We start from the raw sequence: 15,572 nt of genomic DNA, 5'->3' as shown, positions 1-15,572 counted from the left end.
TGGCGGCTAAGTGCAGGTGCGCTCATGCGGAGGATGTCCTGGTCATCGCGCTGTTTACTCGCGTGCCTGCTGGCTGCGCTGCTTGCTGGTGCGCATGTCCCGGTGGCTTCTCCCGCCGTCGTTACTTCCGCCGCTCCCGCCGCTGTTCCGGATGGTGCCCTCGACGCGGTGGACGCGTTTTTGCAGGAACGGATGGCGGAGATGGGTCTGCCGGGCGCCGCCGTCCTTGTAGCTCAGGACGGGGAGCTGCTGCATTCCGCGGCGTTCGGCCGGGCTGACGAATCGGGGCGGCCGATGACCGCGGATACGCCGGTGCTGCTGGCTTCGACCACCAAGTCCCTTACCGCCATCGCGGTAATGCAGCAGGTGGAGGCCGGGCGCCTGCGCCTGGACGAACCGGTGCGGACCTACCTGCCATGGTTCTCGCTGCAGGACAGCCGCTCGGCCGAAATCACAGTCCGGCACCTGCTCAACCAGTCCAGCGGTATGGCGTCCAAGGACACCGCATTCGAAGGCTCATCTGCGCAGGACCCGGAAGCGCTGGAGGAAGGGGTCCGGGGTTTGTCGGGGTCACCGCTGGCCGGGACGCCGGGTGAGACCTTTGGGTATGCCAACGCCAACTTCAACATCCTGGGGCTGCTGGTGCAGACGGTCAGCGGACAGCCGTTCGGGGACTACATGCGGCAGCACGTCTTCGAGCCGCTCGGCATGAGCCACAGCCATCCGACCCGCGCCGCCGCCCGGGCAGACGGTGCCGCTTACGGCTACTCGCGGTGGTTCGGTTCCTTCTGGCAGCAGACGGAGGTTCCTGCGCCCACCACCGGGATGCCCTCGAGCACTATGTACGCCTCGGCGAACGACCTGGGCCAGGAGCTGCTGATGCTGCTGGATGGGGGTTCGTTGGACGGCCGCATTATTCTTCAGCCGGACAGCGTGCGGGCATGCTGACGCCCGCCGTCCGGATCGACGAGTCGAAGATGTACGCGATGGGCTGGTTCACCAGGCCGCTGGTGGAGTCCGTCCCGGCCAACTTCGGCGGTGCCGAAGCTGGTCTGCCGCTGCTCGCCGAGCATCAGGGTGAATGGGGCAACTCGCACACTTACCTGGCCATGGTGCCGTCGTCCCGCCTGGGTGTCGCGCTGGTCATCAACGCGAACGACACGTCGGCCCCGTCCCGCCTGAAGTCGATCGATACCAACATCCTGCGGATCCTCCACGGCCAGGAACCCGTCCCGGCCGTGGTGCACGAGGACTGGCTGCAGCGCTACAGCTGGGCTGTGGCCTTTGCGCTCCTGTTCGCGGAGCTGCTCAGCCTGTGGCTGGCGCTCCGGGTGCTGCTCCCGAAGTTGCCGCGAAAGCCCGGAAAACTCCGCCTATGGTCCGTGGTCCTGGGAGCGCTGGCCCTCGATGCCTTCGCGCTGTGGCTGTGCTTCATTTACGCCCCCGCCAAGTTCGACACCGGGCTGGCAGTCATCGTCCGCCAGTTCCCCGACGTCGGGGTAATGCTGGTGCCGGTCCTCGGCCTGGCACTGATCTGGTCACTTCCCCGGACGGCGTGGTTGGTGCTTCACCTGGCTGGGACTAATCACCACCTTCGTTCCTGAACTGCCGCCTTTGCCCGGCTCCAGCTGAGAGGCAGCGCGCAGCCGTTTGGTAATGATAATCAGTCGCAACTAGGATAGCGCGTTGGAACCAGAACAGCTTGGCAAACAAAAAGAGGGAGCGAACCCATGCTTGGGCGCGGGATAAGAGTGGTCGGGGCGTCGGCCGCGGCGGTATTGATGATGGCCGGATGCGCCGGGGAAGGCCCGCGGCAGAACCAGGCTGTCCAGCAGCCACTGAAGGTGGTGGGGCAGTTTGAACTGCACAGTCTTGACCCCTCAACCAGTGGGGGGTTCTTCACCCGCCTGCAGGTGGCTGAGACCCTGGTGGATGCGGACAACCAGGGGGCACTGCAGCCGGGGCTGGCCACGGCGTGGGAGGCCTCCCCGGACGGGCTCTCCTGGCGATTCACGTTGCGCGAGGATGCCACTTTCCATGACGGGACCGCGGTCACGGCTGATTCCGTCGTCGGCGCTTTGGAAACCGCACGGACCAAGGCGGCAAGCCCCCTTGCAGCGGTTCCGGTCAAGTCCATCACGGCCGATGGCGCGGCAGTTCGTGTGAACCTGACGCAGCCGTACGCCCCGCTGCCCGCCGTCCTTGGCCACACCAGCACACAGATTCTTGCGCCCAGCTCCTATGCGGCTGACCGATCGGTCACCGAAGTTGTGGGCTCCGGCCCCTACAAGGTCACCCGGCTGGAGCAACCGGCCAACATCGAACTGGCTGCCTCTGACCAGTGGAAGGACGAGAGGCCGGCCATCACCGAGGTCCACTACCAGGCGGTCGGCAGGGCCGAAAGCCGGGCACTGATGGCCGAAAGCGGACAGGCCGATGTCACCTTCGGAATGGACCCCACCAGCCTGCAGCGGATCAAGCAGGCCGGCAAACTCGACATCGCAGCGGTAACGCTTCCCAGGACAATCCTGATGAAGGCCAATGCCGGCCACGAAATCCTTGGCGACGTCCGCGTCCGCCGGGCCCTAAGCCTGGCTTTGGACCGTGAAGCGATGGCAACGGCGTTGCTCCGGGACCCAGAAATGGCCGCCACCCAGCTGTTCCCGCCCTCGTTACCTGAATGGCACCAGGACAATGTCACGCCGCTGGCCCACAAGCCCGAAGAAGCGAAGAAGCTGCTGACCGAGGCCGGCTGGGACCGGGAAGCCGACGGCATCCTCGAACGCGAGGGAAAGAAGTTCTCTGTCAGCCTGCGCACCTTCCCTGACCGCCCCGAGTTGCCGCTGCTGGCCACCGCCATCCAGGCGAAGCTGAAGGATTTGGGAATCGCCGTGGACGTCAAGGTTGGTAACTCCAGTGAGATCCCGGCCGGACACAAGGACGGTTCCCTGGAACTGGCACTCTACTCCCGTAACTACGCGCTTGTGCCTGACGCGCTGGTAACCCTCACGGACGATTTCAGGCCCGGCGGTGCTGACTACGGCGCCATGGGTTGGAACAACGCAGAGCTGGCCTCGACGCTGAACACGATGGCCACCGGCACCGATACCGGCAGCCTGAAGGAGAACCGGCGCACGGTCACCGACATCCTGCACAGCGAGCTCCCGGTGATCCCCGTCGCGTGGTACCGGCAAAGCGCCGTTGTCAGTGACAGGGTGGACGGCCTTGTCCTGGATCCCCTCGAGCGCTCCTGGCGTCTGACCGACCTGACCTGGTCGAAGTAGAAGGGGCGGAAAAGCTTTCATGCGAACTCCCACAGGGGGCATCCGGATTCCTTCCGGTCCTGCCGCCCGTATCCTTCGCCAGCGCACCGTCCAGGCTGTCGCCGTCGTGCTGCTGGTCTCCACGGCGTGCTTCGCCATTGTGCAGAACCTGCCCGGAGACATCGCTTTCCGTATTGCCGCCGGCCGGTACGGATATGACCAGGTCACCGCAGCATCAGCGGACAGCGTCCGCGCTGAACTGGGACTGGACCGGCCGCTCTGGCAGCAGCTTCTGGACTGGCTCGCCGACCTGCTGACCTTCAACTTCGGCACTTCCCTGGTGACAGGGGGTGATGTCGCCGGGGAGCTGGCGTTTTATCTCTCCAGCAGCATCCAGCTCGCCCTCGTAGCCCTGGCCATCGCTTTCGTCACAGGTGCAACAGCCGGCGCCTTTGCCGCCACCCGGCCCGGCGGGGTGCTGGACCGGATCACCAACCTGTGGGTCTCGGGTGCACGCGCGCTGCCTCCGTTCCTCCTCGGACTGGTCCTGATCCTGGTCTTTTCCGTCCACCTTGGGGTGCTGCCGGCCGCAGGCCACGGCGAAGCAACCAACATCGTGCTGCCGGCCGTGACCCTGGCAGTCGGGCTTTCCGGGCTCTTTGCCCGCGTCACCCGTGACACGGTCGCTCAAGTGAGGGAATCCGGGTACGTCCACTTCGCCCAGACGAAGGGCCTCAACGGCCGCCTGGTGTTCTTCCGGCACATCCTGCGCAATACGGGGGTCACGCTGGTTGCCTACGTCGGCGTCCAGGTGCTGATCCTCATCGAAGGGGTGGTCATCGTTGAAAGCCTTTTTGCCTGGCCGGGCCTGGGACACGCACTCGTGCACGCCATCTTCTGGCGGGATATTCCCATGATCCAGGCCACCGCCGTGGCACTGGCCCTCCTCGTCGTCGCCCTGAACACAGCCGTTGACCTTGGCTCTGCCGCCATCGATCCCCGGCCACGCCGGCGCGAGGTGGTCCTGTGACAACGCCCGCCATCACCAACAAGCAAACAAGCAAGAACACGAAACAACAGCCGCAAGCGGCAGCGGCGCCGTCCCCCGGGTGGAAAGCCCGATTCGCCTCCCTCACCCGGGCGCAGCGTGCCGCGTCGGTGCTGCTGGCCGCACTGGCGCTCTTCGCCCTGGCCGGCCCTTTGGCCTGGCCCGAACACGCGGCCCAGGACCTGGCCCGTTTCCTGGAAGCCCCCAGCCTCGCTGAACCGCTGGGCACTGACCACCTGGGCCGCAGCGTCATCGCCCGTCTCGCCCATGCCACCCGGCTGTCCCTGCTGATGGCCCTGCTGTGCGTCGGGACCGCCCTGCTGCTTGGAACACTGGCCGGGATCATAGCCGCCTGGCGGGGAGGATGGGCAGACTCCGTTCTCCACGGACTTTCCGAAGCGTTCATCGCACTTCCCGCGCTGCTGGTGGTCCTCATCTTCTCCGCTCTTGCCAACGGTGAACTGTGGTCGCTGTATATCGGTCTCGCCCTGGCCCAATGGGTGGAGTACTTCCGGATGATCCGTTCCCGCAGCGGCCTGGTACTTGCCGGACCGGCTGTTGAGGCGGCCGGCCTGCTCCAGCTCGGACCTGTGCACGTTGTGCGCCGCCACCTCTGGCCCGAGTTGCGGCCTCTGCTGGCCACCATGGCAACTTTCGGCATCGGCTCTTCGATCCTTGCCCTGTCCACCCTCGGTTTCGTCGGTGTCGGGGTCCGGCCAACCACACCGGAACTGGGGCAGATGGTCACCGAAGCCTTTCCCTACTACCACGAGGCGCCCTGGATGTCCCTGGCTCCTGTGCTGGTCCTCATCATCATCCTTACCGGGCTCCTGGGCCTGCGACAGAAGGAGACCCGTCCGTGACAATGCGTTTGAACAACCTCGTGGTAGCCCACGGCCAAACGACGCTGGTGGAAGCCGCCGCTCTGGACTTTGTGCCGGGGCACCCCGTCACCATCGTGGGTGAGAGCGGTTCGGGAAAGTCCCTGCTCGCCCACGCAATCATGGGCACGCTGCCGGCAAACCTCAAAGCGCGGGGAAGCCTGAGCATGAATGGGCAGACCTACGACCTGGCCGAAGCCGGAAACAGGCGTAAGCTCTGGGGCCCGGTGATGTCCCTGCTGCCGCAGGAACCCATGCTCGCCCTTGACCCGACCATGCGGAGCCGGGAGCAGGTCGCCGAAGCCGCAGCGAACTTCAGGACCGACAAAGGAAGCGCCCGGGACGCCGCCGCCACGCTGCTGGCCGCCCTGGGACTGGCGCGCGCAACCAACGCGTTCCCGCATGTCCTGTCCGGCGGCATGGCCCAGCGGGTTGCTTTCGCTGCCGCGACCATCGGCGGAGCCCAGGTCCTGATAGCGGACGAGCCGTCCAAGGGCTTGGACGAGCACGCCCGAAGGGATCTGTCAGCCCTGCTGACACGCCACGTCAATGGCGGCGGAATTCTGCTGACTATCACCCACGATCTAGAGCTGGCCCGTGAACTGGGCGGTGATGTGCTGGTCATGCAAAACTCCCACATCATCGAACAGGGACCGGCCACGGAAGTCCTCACGGAGCCCTCCCATCCCTACACCCGACGCCTGCTCGCAGCTGAACCCTCAAACTGGCGCCACTCCTGGGTCACGGCACGGACACCTGCTGCGACGACAGGTACCGCCCTCATCCGAGGCGAAGGACTGGCCAAGGCCTTTGGTGGACAACAGCTTTTCTCAGGACTGGACGTGGCGATCAATCCGCAGGAACGGGTGTCGCTGAGCGGTCCAAGCGGGAGCGGAAAAACCACGCTGGGAAACGTACTGCTGCGCCTGCTGGCCCCTGATGCGGGCAAGATCCAACACGCCGAAGCGCTCCAGGGCGGCCGGCTGCAAAAGCTCTACCAGGACCCCGCACTGGCCTTTCCAGCCAGGGTGCCGCTGGAGGACTCCTTTGGCGACCTCACGCGGCGCCACCGGCTGAATCCGGGACGGCTGGAAGAGCTCATGGACTCACTGCGCCTTGCCCCGGCGCTGCTCGCCCGCACCCCCGGGCAGGTCTCAGGCGGGGAACTCCAACGCCTGGCCATCATCCGCTCCATGCTGCTGGAACCGGCCCTCGTTTTCGCCGATGAACCCACCTCACGCCTTGACCTCATCACCCAGGAAGAAACCATGACATGCCTCATGGAGCAGGTGGAACGCGAGGGCTGCGCGCTGGTGCTGGTCACCCACGACAGCAGTCTTGCCAGCGCCGTTACCCACCGCAGCATCGCACTGGGCACACGCCAAAAAGACGCCGAAAGGATCAAAGCCTTCACCTAAACAGCAGGGGAGGTTTCACGCTTTGTGGCATGTCCTTACTGCTCCAGCATCCGAGAGCAGTAAGGACATGCCCAGCGCGCAACGACGACAACACAGGCACAACTGCCCTGCGGATTGACCGGGGGCCGCAGCTCTGATGGCTCCTGGCGATGTCGGCCTACGGGAGCCTGAAGGCAGGGCCCTGCCCTGGCCATGCCAAGAAGTGTGTGGCATGGCCAGGGCGTGGTAAACCCAGACCCTGGGGTTAGCCCTGACGGGCCTTCATCCGGGGATTTTTCTTGTTGATGACAAAGGTCCGTCCACGGCGCCGGACGATTTGGGCGCCGGGTATTTTCTTCAGGGCCCGCAGTGAGTTCCGTACTTTCATGAGTTGCTCCTTTGTGAGGTTGCGGTTGTTCCGTTGAGGAAAAAAGGGTCGGGGAACGAGTCAGCGACGGCGGCCATCTCCGCGTCGGACAGTTCGCAGGCACCAAGCAGTTCGGTGATTTCGGCGGCATCGATGTCATCCCCGGTGAATGCCAGGACGGTGCCACGGTCCCCGTAGACGGGATGCCAGTCCACACCGTTATGGCCGGTCAGTTGCGGGCTGACCGGCACGGATTGCTGTTCAGCCTGCCAGGGGCCGGTGTTTTCCAGCCATACCCGCGGCCCGATGCCCTGGACGGCGATCCTGCAGCCAGATGCTGACGCGACCCAGAGCCTTCCCCGCAGCCAGCAGCATGCTTGGGCGAGGGTCGCCAGGGCGTGGCGGAAACGTTCCGGATGCAGGGGCCGTTCGATGCGGTGCACCACGGTAGTGAAAGGACCTGATGCTTCAGCCGGGGCCCGAACCGAGCCGGGTACCGTCCGCGCCGTTGCCTCAGCCAGTTTGTGGCTGCCGGTGCGGACGCTGCCGGCGCTTTCGCTCAGCACCGCGTGCGGGGCCAGTTCCCGGATCAGCTGGACCCCACGAAGACGGGCAGCCGGATCAACAGGGACCAGCGCAGGGTCGGCCAACAGGACGGTGTCAGCGAAGCACAGTTCCCGCATCAGAAATTCACCTGCCGTCCGGTCATCCGCCGGAACCGGAGTGAAGCCGGACTCGAACATGGTGTGATGGTCCCAAATTTGGTCCTCAAGCCCGTCCGGTGCGCAGGCGAACACGACGGAATCGATGGTCACCTCTTCCCGAAGACCCCGCAGCAGGGCATGCACAGCCGTTTCGGAAGCCGCGGCCGGCGGAAGGCCAACAATGACGTGGGAACCGGTTGCCAGCAGGCGGCGCACCGTGGGCACAACATCAAGGCGGACCGCGCAGCTTAGGCAGGGATGTCCCAGAGTTGCTTCCCCGTGCTCAAAGCGACGGCCTTCCTGGTAGGCACGCCGCACCAAGAGCCCCTCCTCGAGCAGGTCATGGAACACGACAAGGGCGCCCGGGGACTCGGCCGCCAGGGCTGCGCACGCCGCTTGGCGGCTGAAAACATCCAGGGAACTGACAAGGGTTACGGTCATAGCGGGCACACTACATGCGAATCATTCTCAACTACAAGTGCCCTGCGGGAAAGCGTGACTCGGAGACGACCCCATGCGGATCCTGCGCTCAAATTGACACTGATTCTCATTAGCGTGAGAATCAGTGTCATGAAATCCCGCACCTGCTTTGCTTTTGCCATGCCGCTTTTGTCCGCACTGTCCCTGACTGCCTGCAGCCAGGGGGCGCCAGCGGACTCGTCAGCCCCTGCCGCAGCAACCGGGGGAAGCTCCCCTGTGAAGATGATGGCGTCCTTTTATCCGCTCCAGTATGTGACCGAACAGGTAGGCGGGAACCTCGTTTCGGTGGAGTCCCTCACTCCTCCGGGTACCGAACCGCACGATCTGGAACTGTCCCCGGCGTCGGTGGCTGCCCTGGAAAGCGCAGCCGCCGTTGTCTACCTCTCCGGCTTCCAGCCAGCCGTTGACCAAGCCATCAAGCAAGCCTCCCCCTCCCGCGCGCTGGACGTCTCCGAGGAAGCGACGCTGCCGGCAGGGCACTCCGAGGAGGAGCACGCCGCCGAATCGCATACTGAAAGTGGCGCAACGGAAGAAGCGCACGCAGGCGAGACCGAGGGCGATCATGCCGACGAGACCGAAGACGCCCACGGGCATGCGGGCGAAGGGTCAGTGCAGGACCTGCACTACTGGCTTGACCCGGAACGCCTTGCCCACACCGCCCACGCCGTGGCCGGAGAACTGGGCAAAGCCGACCCGGAGAACGCTGCCGCCTACGAGGCCAACGCTGAAACCCTGTCCGGAAAGCTGACGGCCTTGGATGAGGACTTCAAAAAGGGCCTGGCGACCTGCGAGACCCGGACCATTGTTGTGTCCCATGAGGCCTACGGCTACCTGGCCAAGAAATACGACCTGAAGCAGGCAGGCATCTCCGGCGTTGCACCGGACACCGAACCTTCCCCCGCACGTCTGGCCGAAATCGGCCAGGTAGTCAAGGATGAAGGTGTGACTACCATCTTCACCGAAACCCTGGTCAACCCGAAGGTCGCCGAAACCCTCGCCGCAGACCTGAACGTCAAGACTGCGGTCCTGGACCCGCTCGAAGGCCTCACCGATGCAAGCTCCGACTACGAAAAAGTTATGCGCCAAAACCTCGAAGCACTGCGCACAGCCTTGAACTGCGCCTAAAAGTGTCGGAAACCCAGCCACCCATCCGGACCCGGCAGCTGCGTGTGGCGGTCGAAACCGGAACCATCCTGCACGGCGTCGACTTGACCATCACGGCCGGAGTAACCGTGGCGCTGCTGGGCGCCAACGGATCCGGCAAATCCACGCTGGTCAAAACACTTATGGGTATCGTGCCGGTGACGTCCGGCTCCGCCGAACTCTACGGCGCCGACATCATCACTGCGCGCCGGTCCGTGCCCTGGTCACGGGTCGGCTATGTTCCCCAGCGGCTGGGCCTCAACTCCGGGGTGCCGGCCACGGCCTTGGAAGTGGTGGGCTCCGGTCTGTTGGACAACCGGCGTTTCCGCCCGGGCCGTGGGGCCCGGCGGAAAGCCCTGGAGGCGCTGGAGCAGGTCGGGCTGGCCGACCGGGCAAACGACAGTGTGCAAGTGTTTTCGGGCGGGCAGCAGCAGCGCGTCCTCATCGCCCGCGCCCTCGTCCGCAACCCTGACCTCATAATTCTCGATGAGCCGCTGGCCGGAATCGACCGGGCCTCAAAAGAAGCGCTGGCCGGCACCTTGAACCGCATGCGCGGGCAGGGGACGACAATCCTGGTGGTGCTGCATGAACTCGGTGAACTGGCCGGCATGATCGAAAGGGCCGTGGTACTGCGTCATGGCCGGATCATCTTCGACGGTCCCCCGCCGCCTGCCGCGCATGGCCACGACCACCCGGAGCACGACCACGTCCATGCCCATGCGGACACGGCCGCGCCCGGGCACACCGTCCCTGACCTGCGTTCGGAGTGGTAATGGCTTTCTTTGACACCCTGGCGGCCATGCTTGCCAGTCCTCTCATGCAGCGCGGGCTGATGATTGCTGTACTTGTTGGCGCCTCGGCCCCCGTCATGGGCACCTACCTGGTGCAGCGGCGGCTTGCGCTGCTTGGTGACGGGATCGGGCACGTCGCCCTGACCGGCGTAGCGATGGGCTGGCTTGCCGGCAGCGCAGCAGGACTCACCCCTCATGATTTGCTGGCCGTTCCCGGGGCCGTCGTCGCTGCCGTTATCGGGGCTGTGCTCATTGAGCTGGTCAGGGAGAAGGGAAAAACCAGTGGAGACGTCGCGCTGGCTCTGCTCTTCTACGGCGGGATCGCCGGCGGCGTGCTGCTCATCGGCCTGGCCGGCGGTACCGCGGCGAACCTGACCGGGTACCTCTTCGGGTCCATCTCTACCGTGACGGAAATGGACGTCTGGCTCACCGCCGGGCTGGCCATACTAATCCTAAGTATCGGCGTGGGGCTGAGCCCTGCCCTGTTCGCACTCAGCCACGATGAAGAATTTGCCCGCGCCACCGGACTGCCGATCCGTGCCTTGAACATCCTGGTCGCTGTCCTCGCCGCACTAACGGTGTCTGTGTCCATGCGCGTCGTGGGCGTGCTCCTGGTCTCGGCACTCATGATCGTGCCGGTCGCCATCGCTCAACTCACGGCACGGTCCTTCCGCGCCACCATGACCACTGCCATGGTGGTCGGAGCTATTGTCTGCGTAACGGGGCTGTCGATCACCTACTTCCACCGGCTGTCGCCTGGAGCGACGATCGTGGTCCTCGCCATCGGGGTATACGCGGTGGTTGCCTTGGTCCGCCCGTTGTTCCGGCGCCCGGTCGAGGACACCGACCCGCACCTGGATGCCGAAGACGACGTTCGGCTGCACGAGAACGTCTGATGGAACGGCGGACCCGGCAACGTTCAGCCTTGGAAGAGATGCTGGAACGCACCCGCGAGTTCCAAAGCGCCCAGCAGTTGCACGCCAAGCTGCTGGCCGCCGGGGAAACGCTCGCCCTCGCTACGGTCTACCGGCTCCTCCAATCCATGGTTACCGATGGTGACGTGGACGCACTTCGCAGCCATGACAGCGAAACCAAATACCGCAGATGCCAGCGTCAGGAACTCCACCACCACCTTGTCTGCCGCCAGTGCGGACACACCATCGAAATAGCCGGGACCACCGTGCAGCGCTGGGCTGACAAGACAGCCCGGCAACACGGTTACAGCGCCGTCACACATACCCTCGAACTCCTGGGCATCTGCGGCACCTGTGGACGTGATGGACCGCTACCCTAGGGCCGGAGGCCTCTGAGGTCGAGTAACGGCAGTTTGAGACGTAAGCGTCGCCTTGTGGGCCGGGCGGCACGAACCAAAGCACCGCCGTCATGGTCCCGAAACGGGAAAGCCACGACACGGGAAAGCCCCGGCACGGTCATCGTGCCGGGGCGGCCGCACCCTGTGCGGCGGGTCTACCTGCGATCGACATGGATTTCGAGAGGCCGGCGGCAAGGTCGGCCGGCAGCTGGAACCGCCACAGGTGCATCATGCGGTCGGCCAGGCTGCCGCCGTGAACCAGTTGCTCCTGGACTGCGACGGGGTCGGACCATTCGGCGCCGGCCAGCTGGCCCTCGCCCTGCATCTGCTGCGTGCGGACAGCCTCAACCGTCTGCCCGCCGTCGAGCTGCACCTTCACGGTGGAGCCGGTGCCGCCCATCCAGAAGTTGGTGGTCAGCCAGGTGGTGTTTGCCAGGTCGTCATGTAACCACTCAGGAAGCGTCCCGGAAAGGCACGACGGCGGCACTCCCCCGGGTGCCGGTCCACGGAGCGGGTTGCCGCCGTCGCATGTCCTACCCCTCGCAGGCGACGCCGTCGCCATCCCCGTCCAGGCCGGAGCGGTAGCCGGCGGAACCGGCATACAGCGGCGCGGCTCCGGCGGCCACTACCTCGGCGCAGTTGGCGTAGTAAACGCCAGCAGGGGTGACAGGGGCCACGGCGGCCGGCGCCGGCTGCCCGGGGCAACCCGCGAGGATACCGGCAACCGCGTCGTGCTCGGCCTGCGTCACCCACAGGCCGTACCGCGCCTTCACCGAAACCTGGCGGGCTACGTACTCGCAGCGGAATCCCTTGTTCGGCGGCAGCCAGGTAGCGGCGTCGCCGTCGGCCTTTTGCTGATTGGTGGGGCCATCGGTGGTCTGGAGGTTCAGCGGGTCATTCGCGAACGCGGTCCGCTGCTCCGTGGTCAGCTGCTGGGCGCCCTTCTGCCACGCATCGCTGAGCGCCACCACGTGGTCGATCTGCACGGCGCTGCTGGTGGTTGTCCCCCGCAGGAAGTTGATGATGGTCGACGTGTAGGGATCAGCCAGGACTCCGGACTTGACCGTGCACGGGGCGCTGTTGACGTAGGTGATATCCGTCAGGTCCCGGTTCAGCATGTCGTTGCGGGTGTCGCAGCCGTTCCGGTCAACGTCCGCCCAGGTGGGGCCGAACAGCGAACGCTCATAGCCCGTCTTGGGCGCCCGGCCCTTGATGGGGAGGGTGGCCAGCAGGTCGGCAGCCTCCACGCCAGCGGCGGGTTCAGCGACGGCGGAAGTGGAGCTGTCTGCGGTGTCTGCAACCGCCGGCGCACCACCGGCGAAGAGGGCAAGGAGGGCCGAAAGGACGACGCCGGCCGCCCAGCGGGTGCGGGACGTGGACGGCGTTGCTTCGGGCAAGGACGGGTGGCTGGACATGCTGTTCCCCAGGTTTGTGTGCACGACAATGGCCTGACTTAGGCGCGCGGCTGCCGGCGCCACGGACGAGCTTAGCGGCCGGCCGGGGGCGGAAAAGCCTGACTCCAGGTAAGCGCGCGAATCCTTCCCGAGTCCTGTGCTGATCCTGTGCTTCGGGTATACGGCGGGACGGTGTGGTGCAGCCGGCAGGAAGGTGACGCTGCGGCGAAACGGAGGCGCCGCCGTCGTAATTACCCTGAAGCCGCTGAACTGATTAAGAAGCAAGCAGGAGGGCGGCGAATCGCCGCCCTCCTGCTTTGCCGAATAAATTCTGCGTGGAACAGAGCCGTTACAAGCCGGCGATCGAGAAGTACGAACCAGCCCCGGCCGGTTCCATAGCAGGCCGCTGGAGGTAATCTTCCAGTTCAGGCAGGGATACCCCCGCGGCCCGTGCGAGGGCAGCGGCACTGACGCTGGTGTCCGAAGCCCTCCTCAGGGCGGCGCAAAGTTCTTCCTCAACCGAATCCATCTCCCACTGCAGCCGTTCAAGCCTGGCAGAGGCAAGGGCAATGTCGCGCAGGGAATCTGCGTGGGAGTCGGCAGCTGAGGCTTGGACGGGAACCGGCTGGCCGCACGTCGCGGAGGGTTGGAGACGGATCATGCGGGCCCCGGTTGGGCCTGCAAAGTGGCTTTCAAATGGTTCTGTTACGGCAGTCATTGTCATCCCTGACTAGGTCGGCCAACATTTATCTAGCCAGGCTAGTATTTAGCAATCCTAAACAAATGTCCACTCAATCCGGCTTACCGTGTTCTCTCGACGTCGTTCATGGCGTCACGCATCCGGACAATGAACTTCATAACGGCAGACAACTCCTCCTGCTCGAGGGAGGCAATAACATCGGCCAGCGGACGGCGGGCATGCTCCAGTACCCCTGCATCCGCGGCCTCGGCCTGTTTCGTAACCCGGAGAATGATGGCCCTGCGGTCCACGGGGTGCGGCTCGCGGCGAACAGCGCCACTGCTGACCAGGCGGTCCACCAGCGCCGTGACTGATGCCGAACTCAATCCCAGCCGGGAGGCCAGCTCCGTGGGCCGCAGCCCTTCGCCGCTGGCAGAGGCGTCGCGAACGTACCGCAGGGCAAGGGCGTCCGTGGCCCCGCGGTCCATGACGGACCTGGTCCGCCGCAGCATTGATGTTTCCGCCGCGCGGAATTCACTCAGAGCATTTAACACGTCAATGGCCGTGATCCGCTGCCCGGCATCACGACTGTCCGGTTTGCCCATGCTGACCGAGGGTCCCATTGTCTTTTCCCTTGATAGCCTAGTTACACGGAGCTCAAGCAAACAACAGTATAGGTTTTCTGCCCCGTTTTCACGCTGGCTTTGAAAGTAGCCGCCGCTGAATCGCCCCGACTCCGCCAGGAACCCCCCGTTCGGTACCCTTCATCCATGGACGCCAACACGCTGGCCAACTTCCTGCTGGTCCTGTTTTTCGTGCTGCTGGGCGGGGTATTCGCCGGCACGGAAATGGCGCTGGTCTCGCTCCGCGAAAGCCAGGTCCGGCGGATGGAAAAGTCCGGCAAGCGCGGTGCCCGCATCGCCGCACTGGCCGGCAATCCCAACCAGTTTCTCTCCACAGTGCAGATCGGCGTCACCCTCTCCGGCTTCTTTTCCGCCGCCTACGGCGCCTCGACCCTCGCGCCGGACGTCGAACCCCTCCTCGAAGCTGTGGGCCTCGGAGCCGCAGCCGAACCCGTCGCCTTCATCGGGATGACCGTGCTGGTGGCCTACCTGTCCCTGGTGCTCGGCGAACTGGTGCCCAAGCGCCTGGCCATGCAAAGCGCCGTCGGCTTCACCAAAGTCCTGGCCCCTCCCCTGCACGCCCTCTCCGAAATCATGCGCCCCGCCGTCTGGGTGCTGTCCGTCTCCACGGACGCCGTGGTCCGGCTCTTCGGCGGCGACCCGAAAGCCAGGCAGGAAAGCGTCAGCTCCGAGGAACTGTGGGACATGGTCTCGCAGAGCGAGGAGCTGGAGGAACACAGCCGCAGCATCCTCACCGACGTCTTCGGCGCCGGTGACCGCTCCCTCCAGGAGGTGATGCGCCCCCGCACCGAAGTCACCTTCCTCAGCGGTGGCCTGACCATCGCGGAGGCACGCAGGCAGGTGCGGGACGGCCCGTACTCCCGCTACCCCGTCATCGACAAAACGCCCGACGACGTCCTTGGCTTCATCCACGTCCGTGACCTCATGCCCCGGGACGGGAAGGCGGAGGAGGACGACGGCGTCCGGGTGCGGGACATTGCCCGGGAGATCCTTCCGCTGCCGGGCACCAACAGGGTGCTGCTGTCGCTGACCCGGATGCGGCGGACGGGCCAGCAGATCGCACTGGTGGTGGACGAATACGGCGGCACGGACGGGATCGTCACCCTTGAGGACCTGGTGGAGGAACTCGTGGGCGAAATCTACGACGAGTACGACGCCGGCGCAGACCCCGAGGACCGCACCACCAAAGCCGACGGCTCGCTTGTCGTGGACGGGGCGCTGATCCTGCAGGAGTTCAAGTCGGTTTCCGGGATCGAGTTGCCGGACGGGCATTACGAAACGGTGGCGGGATTCGTTATCGACCGGCTGGGCCGGCTGCCGCGGCTGGGCGACCGGGTGGAGGTGGACGGCCACGCTTTGACCGTGACGGGGTGGACCGGCTGCGGGTTTCACGGATCCGGGTGACGCCGGTGAGCCCGGAACAGCACACCGCCTCCTGACATTCAACTGGTATCAGCAAGCGGGTTGTC

Annotated in this window: 17 protein-coding genes; 11 read left to right on the top strand and 6 right to left on the bottom strand. The window is 65.3% G+C overall.

Features of this window, described 5'->3' with window-relative positions; all coding sequences use genetic code 11:
- The first annotated feature begins 102 nt into the window (after positions 1-102).
- From ACLH0K_RS04945 to ACLH0K_RS04920, 6 genes are all read left to right on the top strand, one after another.
- Entirely contained in the window at positions 103-948 is an 846-nt protein-coding gene (locus tag ACLH0K_RS04945; RefSeq protein WP_411375718.1) for a serine hydrolase domain-containing protein, read from the top strand.
- Positions 942-1,604, top strand: a complete 663-nt coding sequence (locus ACLH0K_RS04940; protein ID WP_411375717.1) for a hypothetical protein — start codon at positions 942-944, stop codon at positions 1,602-1,604. Before ACLH0K_RS04945 ends, ACLH0K_RS04940 begins: the two co-directional genes overlap by 7 nt.
- Before the next feature lie 147 nt (positions 1,605-1,751).
- Entirely contained in the window at positions 1,752-3,284 is a 1,533-nt protein-coding gene (locus tag ACLH0K_RS04935) for an ABC transporter substrate-binding protein (protein ID WP_411375716.1), read from the top strand.
- A gap of 19 nt (positions 3,285-3,303) precedes the next feature.
- Complete coding sequence (locus ACLH0K_RS04930) at positions 3,304-4,293, top strand: ABC transporter permease (protein WP_411375715.1); 990 nt, start codon at positions 3,304-3,306, stop codon at positions 4,291-4,293.
- Positions 4,290-5,174, top strand: coding sequence for an ABC transporter permease (locus tag ACLH0K_RS04925; protein WP_411375714.1), 885 nt, complete (start codon positions 4,290-4,292; stop codon positions 5,172-5,174). Before ACLH0K_RS04930 ends, ACLH0K_RS04925 begins: the two co-directional genes overlap by 4 nt.
- Before the next feature lie 2 nt (positions 5,175-5,176).
- Complete coding sequence (locus ACLH0K_RS04920) at positions 5,177-6,610, top strand: ABC transporter ATP-binding protein (RefSeq protein ID WP_411376407.1); 1,434 nt, start codon at positions 5,177-5,179, stop codon at positions 6,608-6,610.
- Between the two features lie 244 nt (positions 6,611-6,854).
- Here ACLH0K_RS04920 and ykgO read toward each other — a convergent pair whose 3' ends face one another.
- A complete protein-coding gene (gene ykgO, locus ACLH0K_RS04915; RefSeq protein WP_011693081.1) occupies positions 6,855-6,977 on the bottom strand; it encodes a type B 50S ribosomal protein L36 in 123 nt (40 codons plus the stop codon).
- Positions 6,974-8,101, bottom strand: coding sequence for a GTP-binding protein (locus tag ACLH0K_RS04910; RefSeq protein WP_411375713.1), 1,128 nt, complete (start codon positions 8,099-8,101; stop codon positions 6,974-6,976). The genes ykgO and ACLH0K_RS04910 overlap by 4 nt, the downstream gene beginning before the upstream one ends.
- Positions 8,102-8,230: 129 nt before the next feature.
- Here ACLH0K_RS04910 and ACLH0K_RS04905 point away from each other — a divergent pair, with 129 nt between their 5' ends.
- From ACLH0K_RS04905 to ACLH0K_RS04890, 4 genes are read left to right on the top strand one after another with little or no spacing between them, the layout of a single operon-like run.
- On the top strand, positions 8,231-9,265 hold the full coding sequence (locus ACLH0K_RS04905) for a metal ABC transporter substrate-binding protein (protein ID WP_411375712.1): 1,035 nt from the start codon (positions 8,231-8,233) through the stop codon (positions 9,263-9,265).
- Between the two features lie 2 nt (positions 9,266-9,267).
- A complete protein-coding gene (locus tag ACLH0K_RS04900) occupies positions 9,268-10,056 on the top strand; it encodes a metal ABC transporter ATP-binding protein (RefSeq protein ID WP_411375711.1) in 789 nt (262 codons plus the stop codon).
- A complete protein-coding gene (locus tag ACLH0K_RS04895) occupies positions 10,056-10,970 on the top strand; it encodes a metal ABC transporter permease (protein WP_411375710.1) in 915 nt (304 codons plus the stop codon). Before ACLH0K_RS04900 ends, ACLH0K_RS04895 begins: the two co-directional genes overlap by 1 nt.
- Before the next feature lie 38 nt (positions 10,971-11,008).
- Positions 11,009-11,368: a Fur family transcriptional regulator gene (locus ACLH0K_RS04890; RefSeq protein ID WP_411376406.1), complete on the top strand. Its 360-nt coding sequence runs from the start codon at positions 11,009-11,011 to the stop codon at positions 11,366-11,368.
- 136 nt (positions 11,369-11,504) lie between these two features.
- On the opposite strand, the gene ACLH0K_RS04885 is transcribed toward ACLH0K_RS04890, so the two are convergent.
- From ACLH0K_RS04885 to ACLH0K_RS04870, 4 genes are all read right to left on the bottom strand, one after another.
- Positions 11,505-11,948, bottom strand: a complete 444-nt coding sequence (locus ACLH0K_RS04885) for a calcineurin-like phosphoesterase C-terminal domain-containing protein (RefSeq protein WP_411375709.1) — start codon at positions 11,946-11,948, stop codon at positions 11,505-11,507.
- Positions 11,920-12,801: a DUF1524 domain-containing protein gene (locus ACLH0K_RS04880; protein ID WP_411375708.1), complete on the bottom strand. Its 882-nt coding sequence runs from the start codon at positions 12,799-12,801 to the stop codon at positions 11,920-11,922. Before ACLH0K_RS04880 ends, ACLH0K_RS04885 begins: the two co-directional genes overlap by 29 nt.
- 328 nt (positions 12,802-13,129) lie before the next feature.
- Positions 13,130-13,498, bottom strand: a complete 369-nt coding sequence (locus ACLH0K_RS04875) for a hypothetical protein (RefSeq protein WP_411375707.1) — start codon at positions 13,496-13,498, stop codon at positions 13,130-13,132.
- A gap of 83 nt (positions 13,499-13,581) precedes the next feature.
- Positions 13,582-13,971: a MarR family transcriptional regulator gene (locus tag ACLH0K_RS04870; RefSeq protein ID WP_411375706.1), complete on the bottom strand. Its 390-nt coding sequence runs from the start codon at positions 13,969-13,971 to the stop codon at positions 13,582-13,584.
- Positions 13,972-14,229: 258 nt separating this feature from the next.
- On the opposite strand from ACLH0K_RS04870, the gene ACLH0K_RS04865 reads away from it, so the two are divergent.
- Complete coding sequence (locus ACLH0K_RS04865) at positions 14,230-15,507, top strand: hemolysin family protein (RefSeq protein ID WP_411375705.1); 1,278 nt, start codon at positions 14,230-14,232, stop codon at positions 15,505-15,507.
- The last annotated feature ends 65 nt before the right edge of the window (positions 15,508-15,572 follow it).

This window comes from Arthrobacter sp. MPF02 (assembly GCF_046605375.1).
Taxonomy (GTDB): Bacteria; Actinomycetota; Actinomycetes; order Actinomycetales; family Micrococcaceae; genus Arthrobacter.
This window is presented reverse-complemented; position numbering and strand designations above follow the sequence as displayed.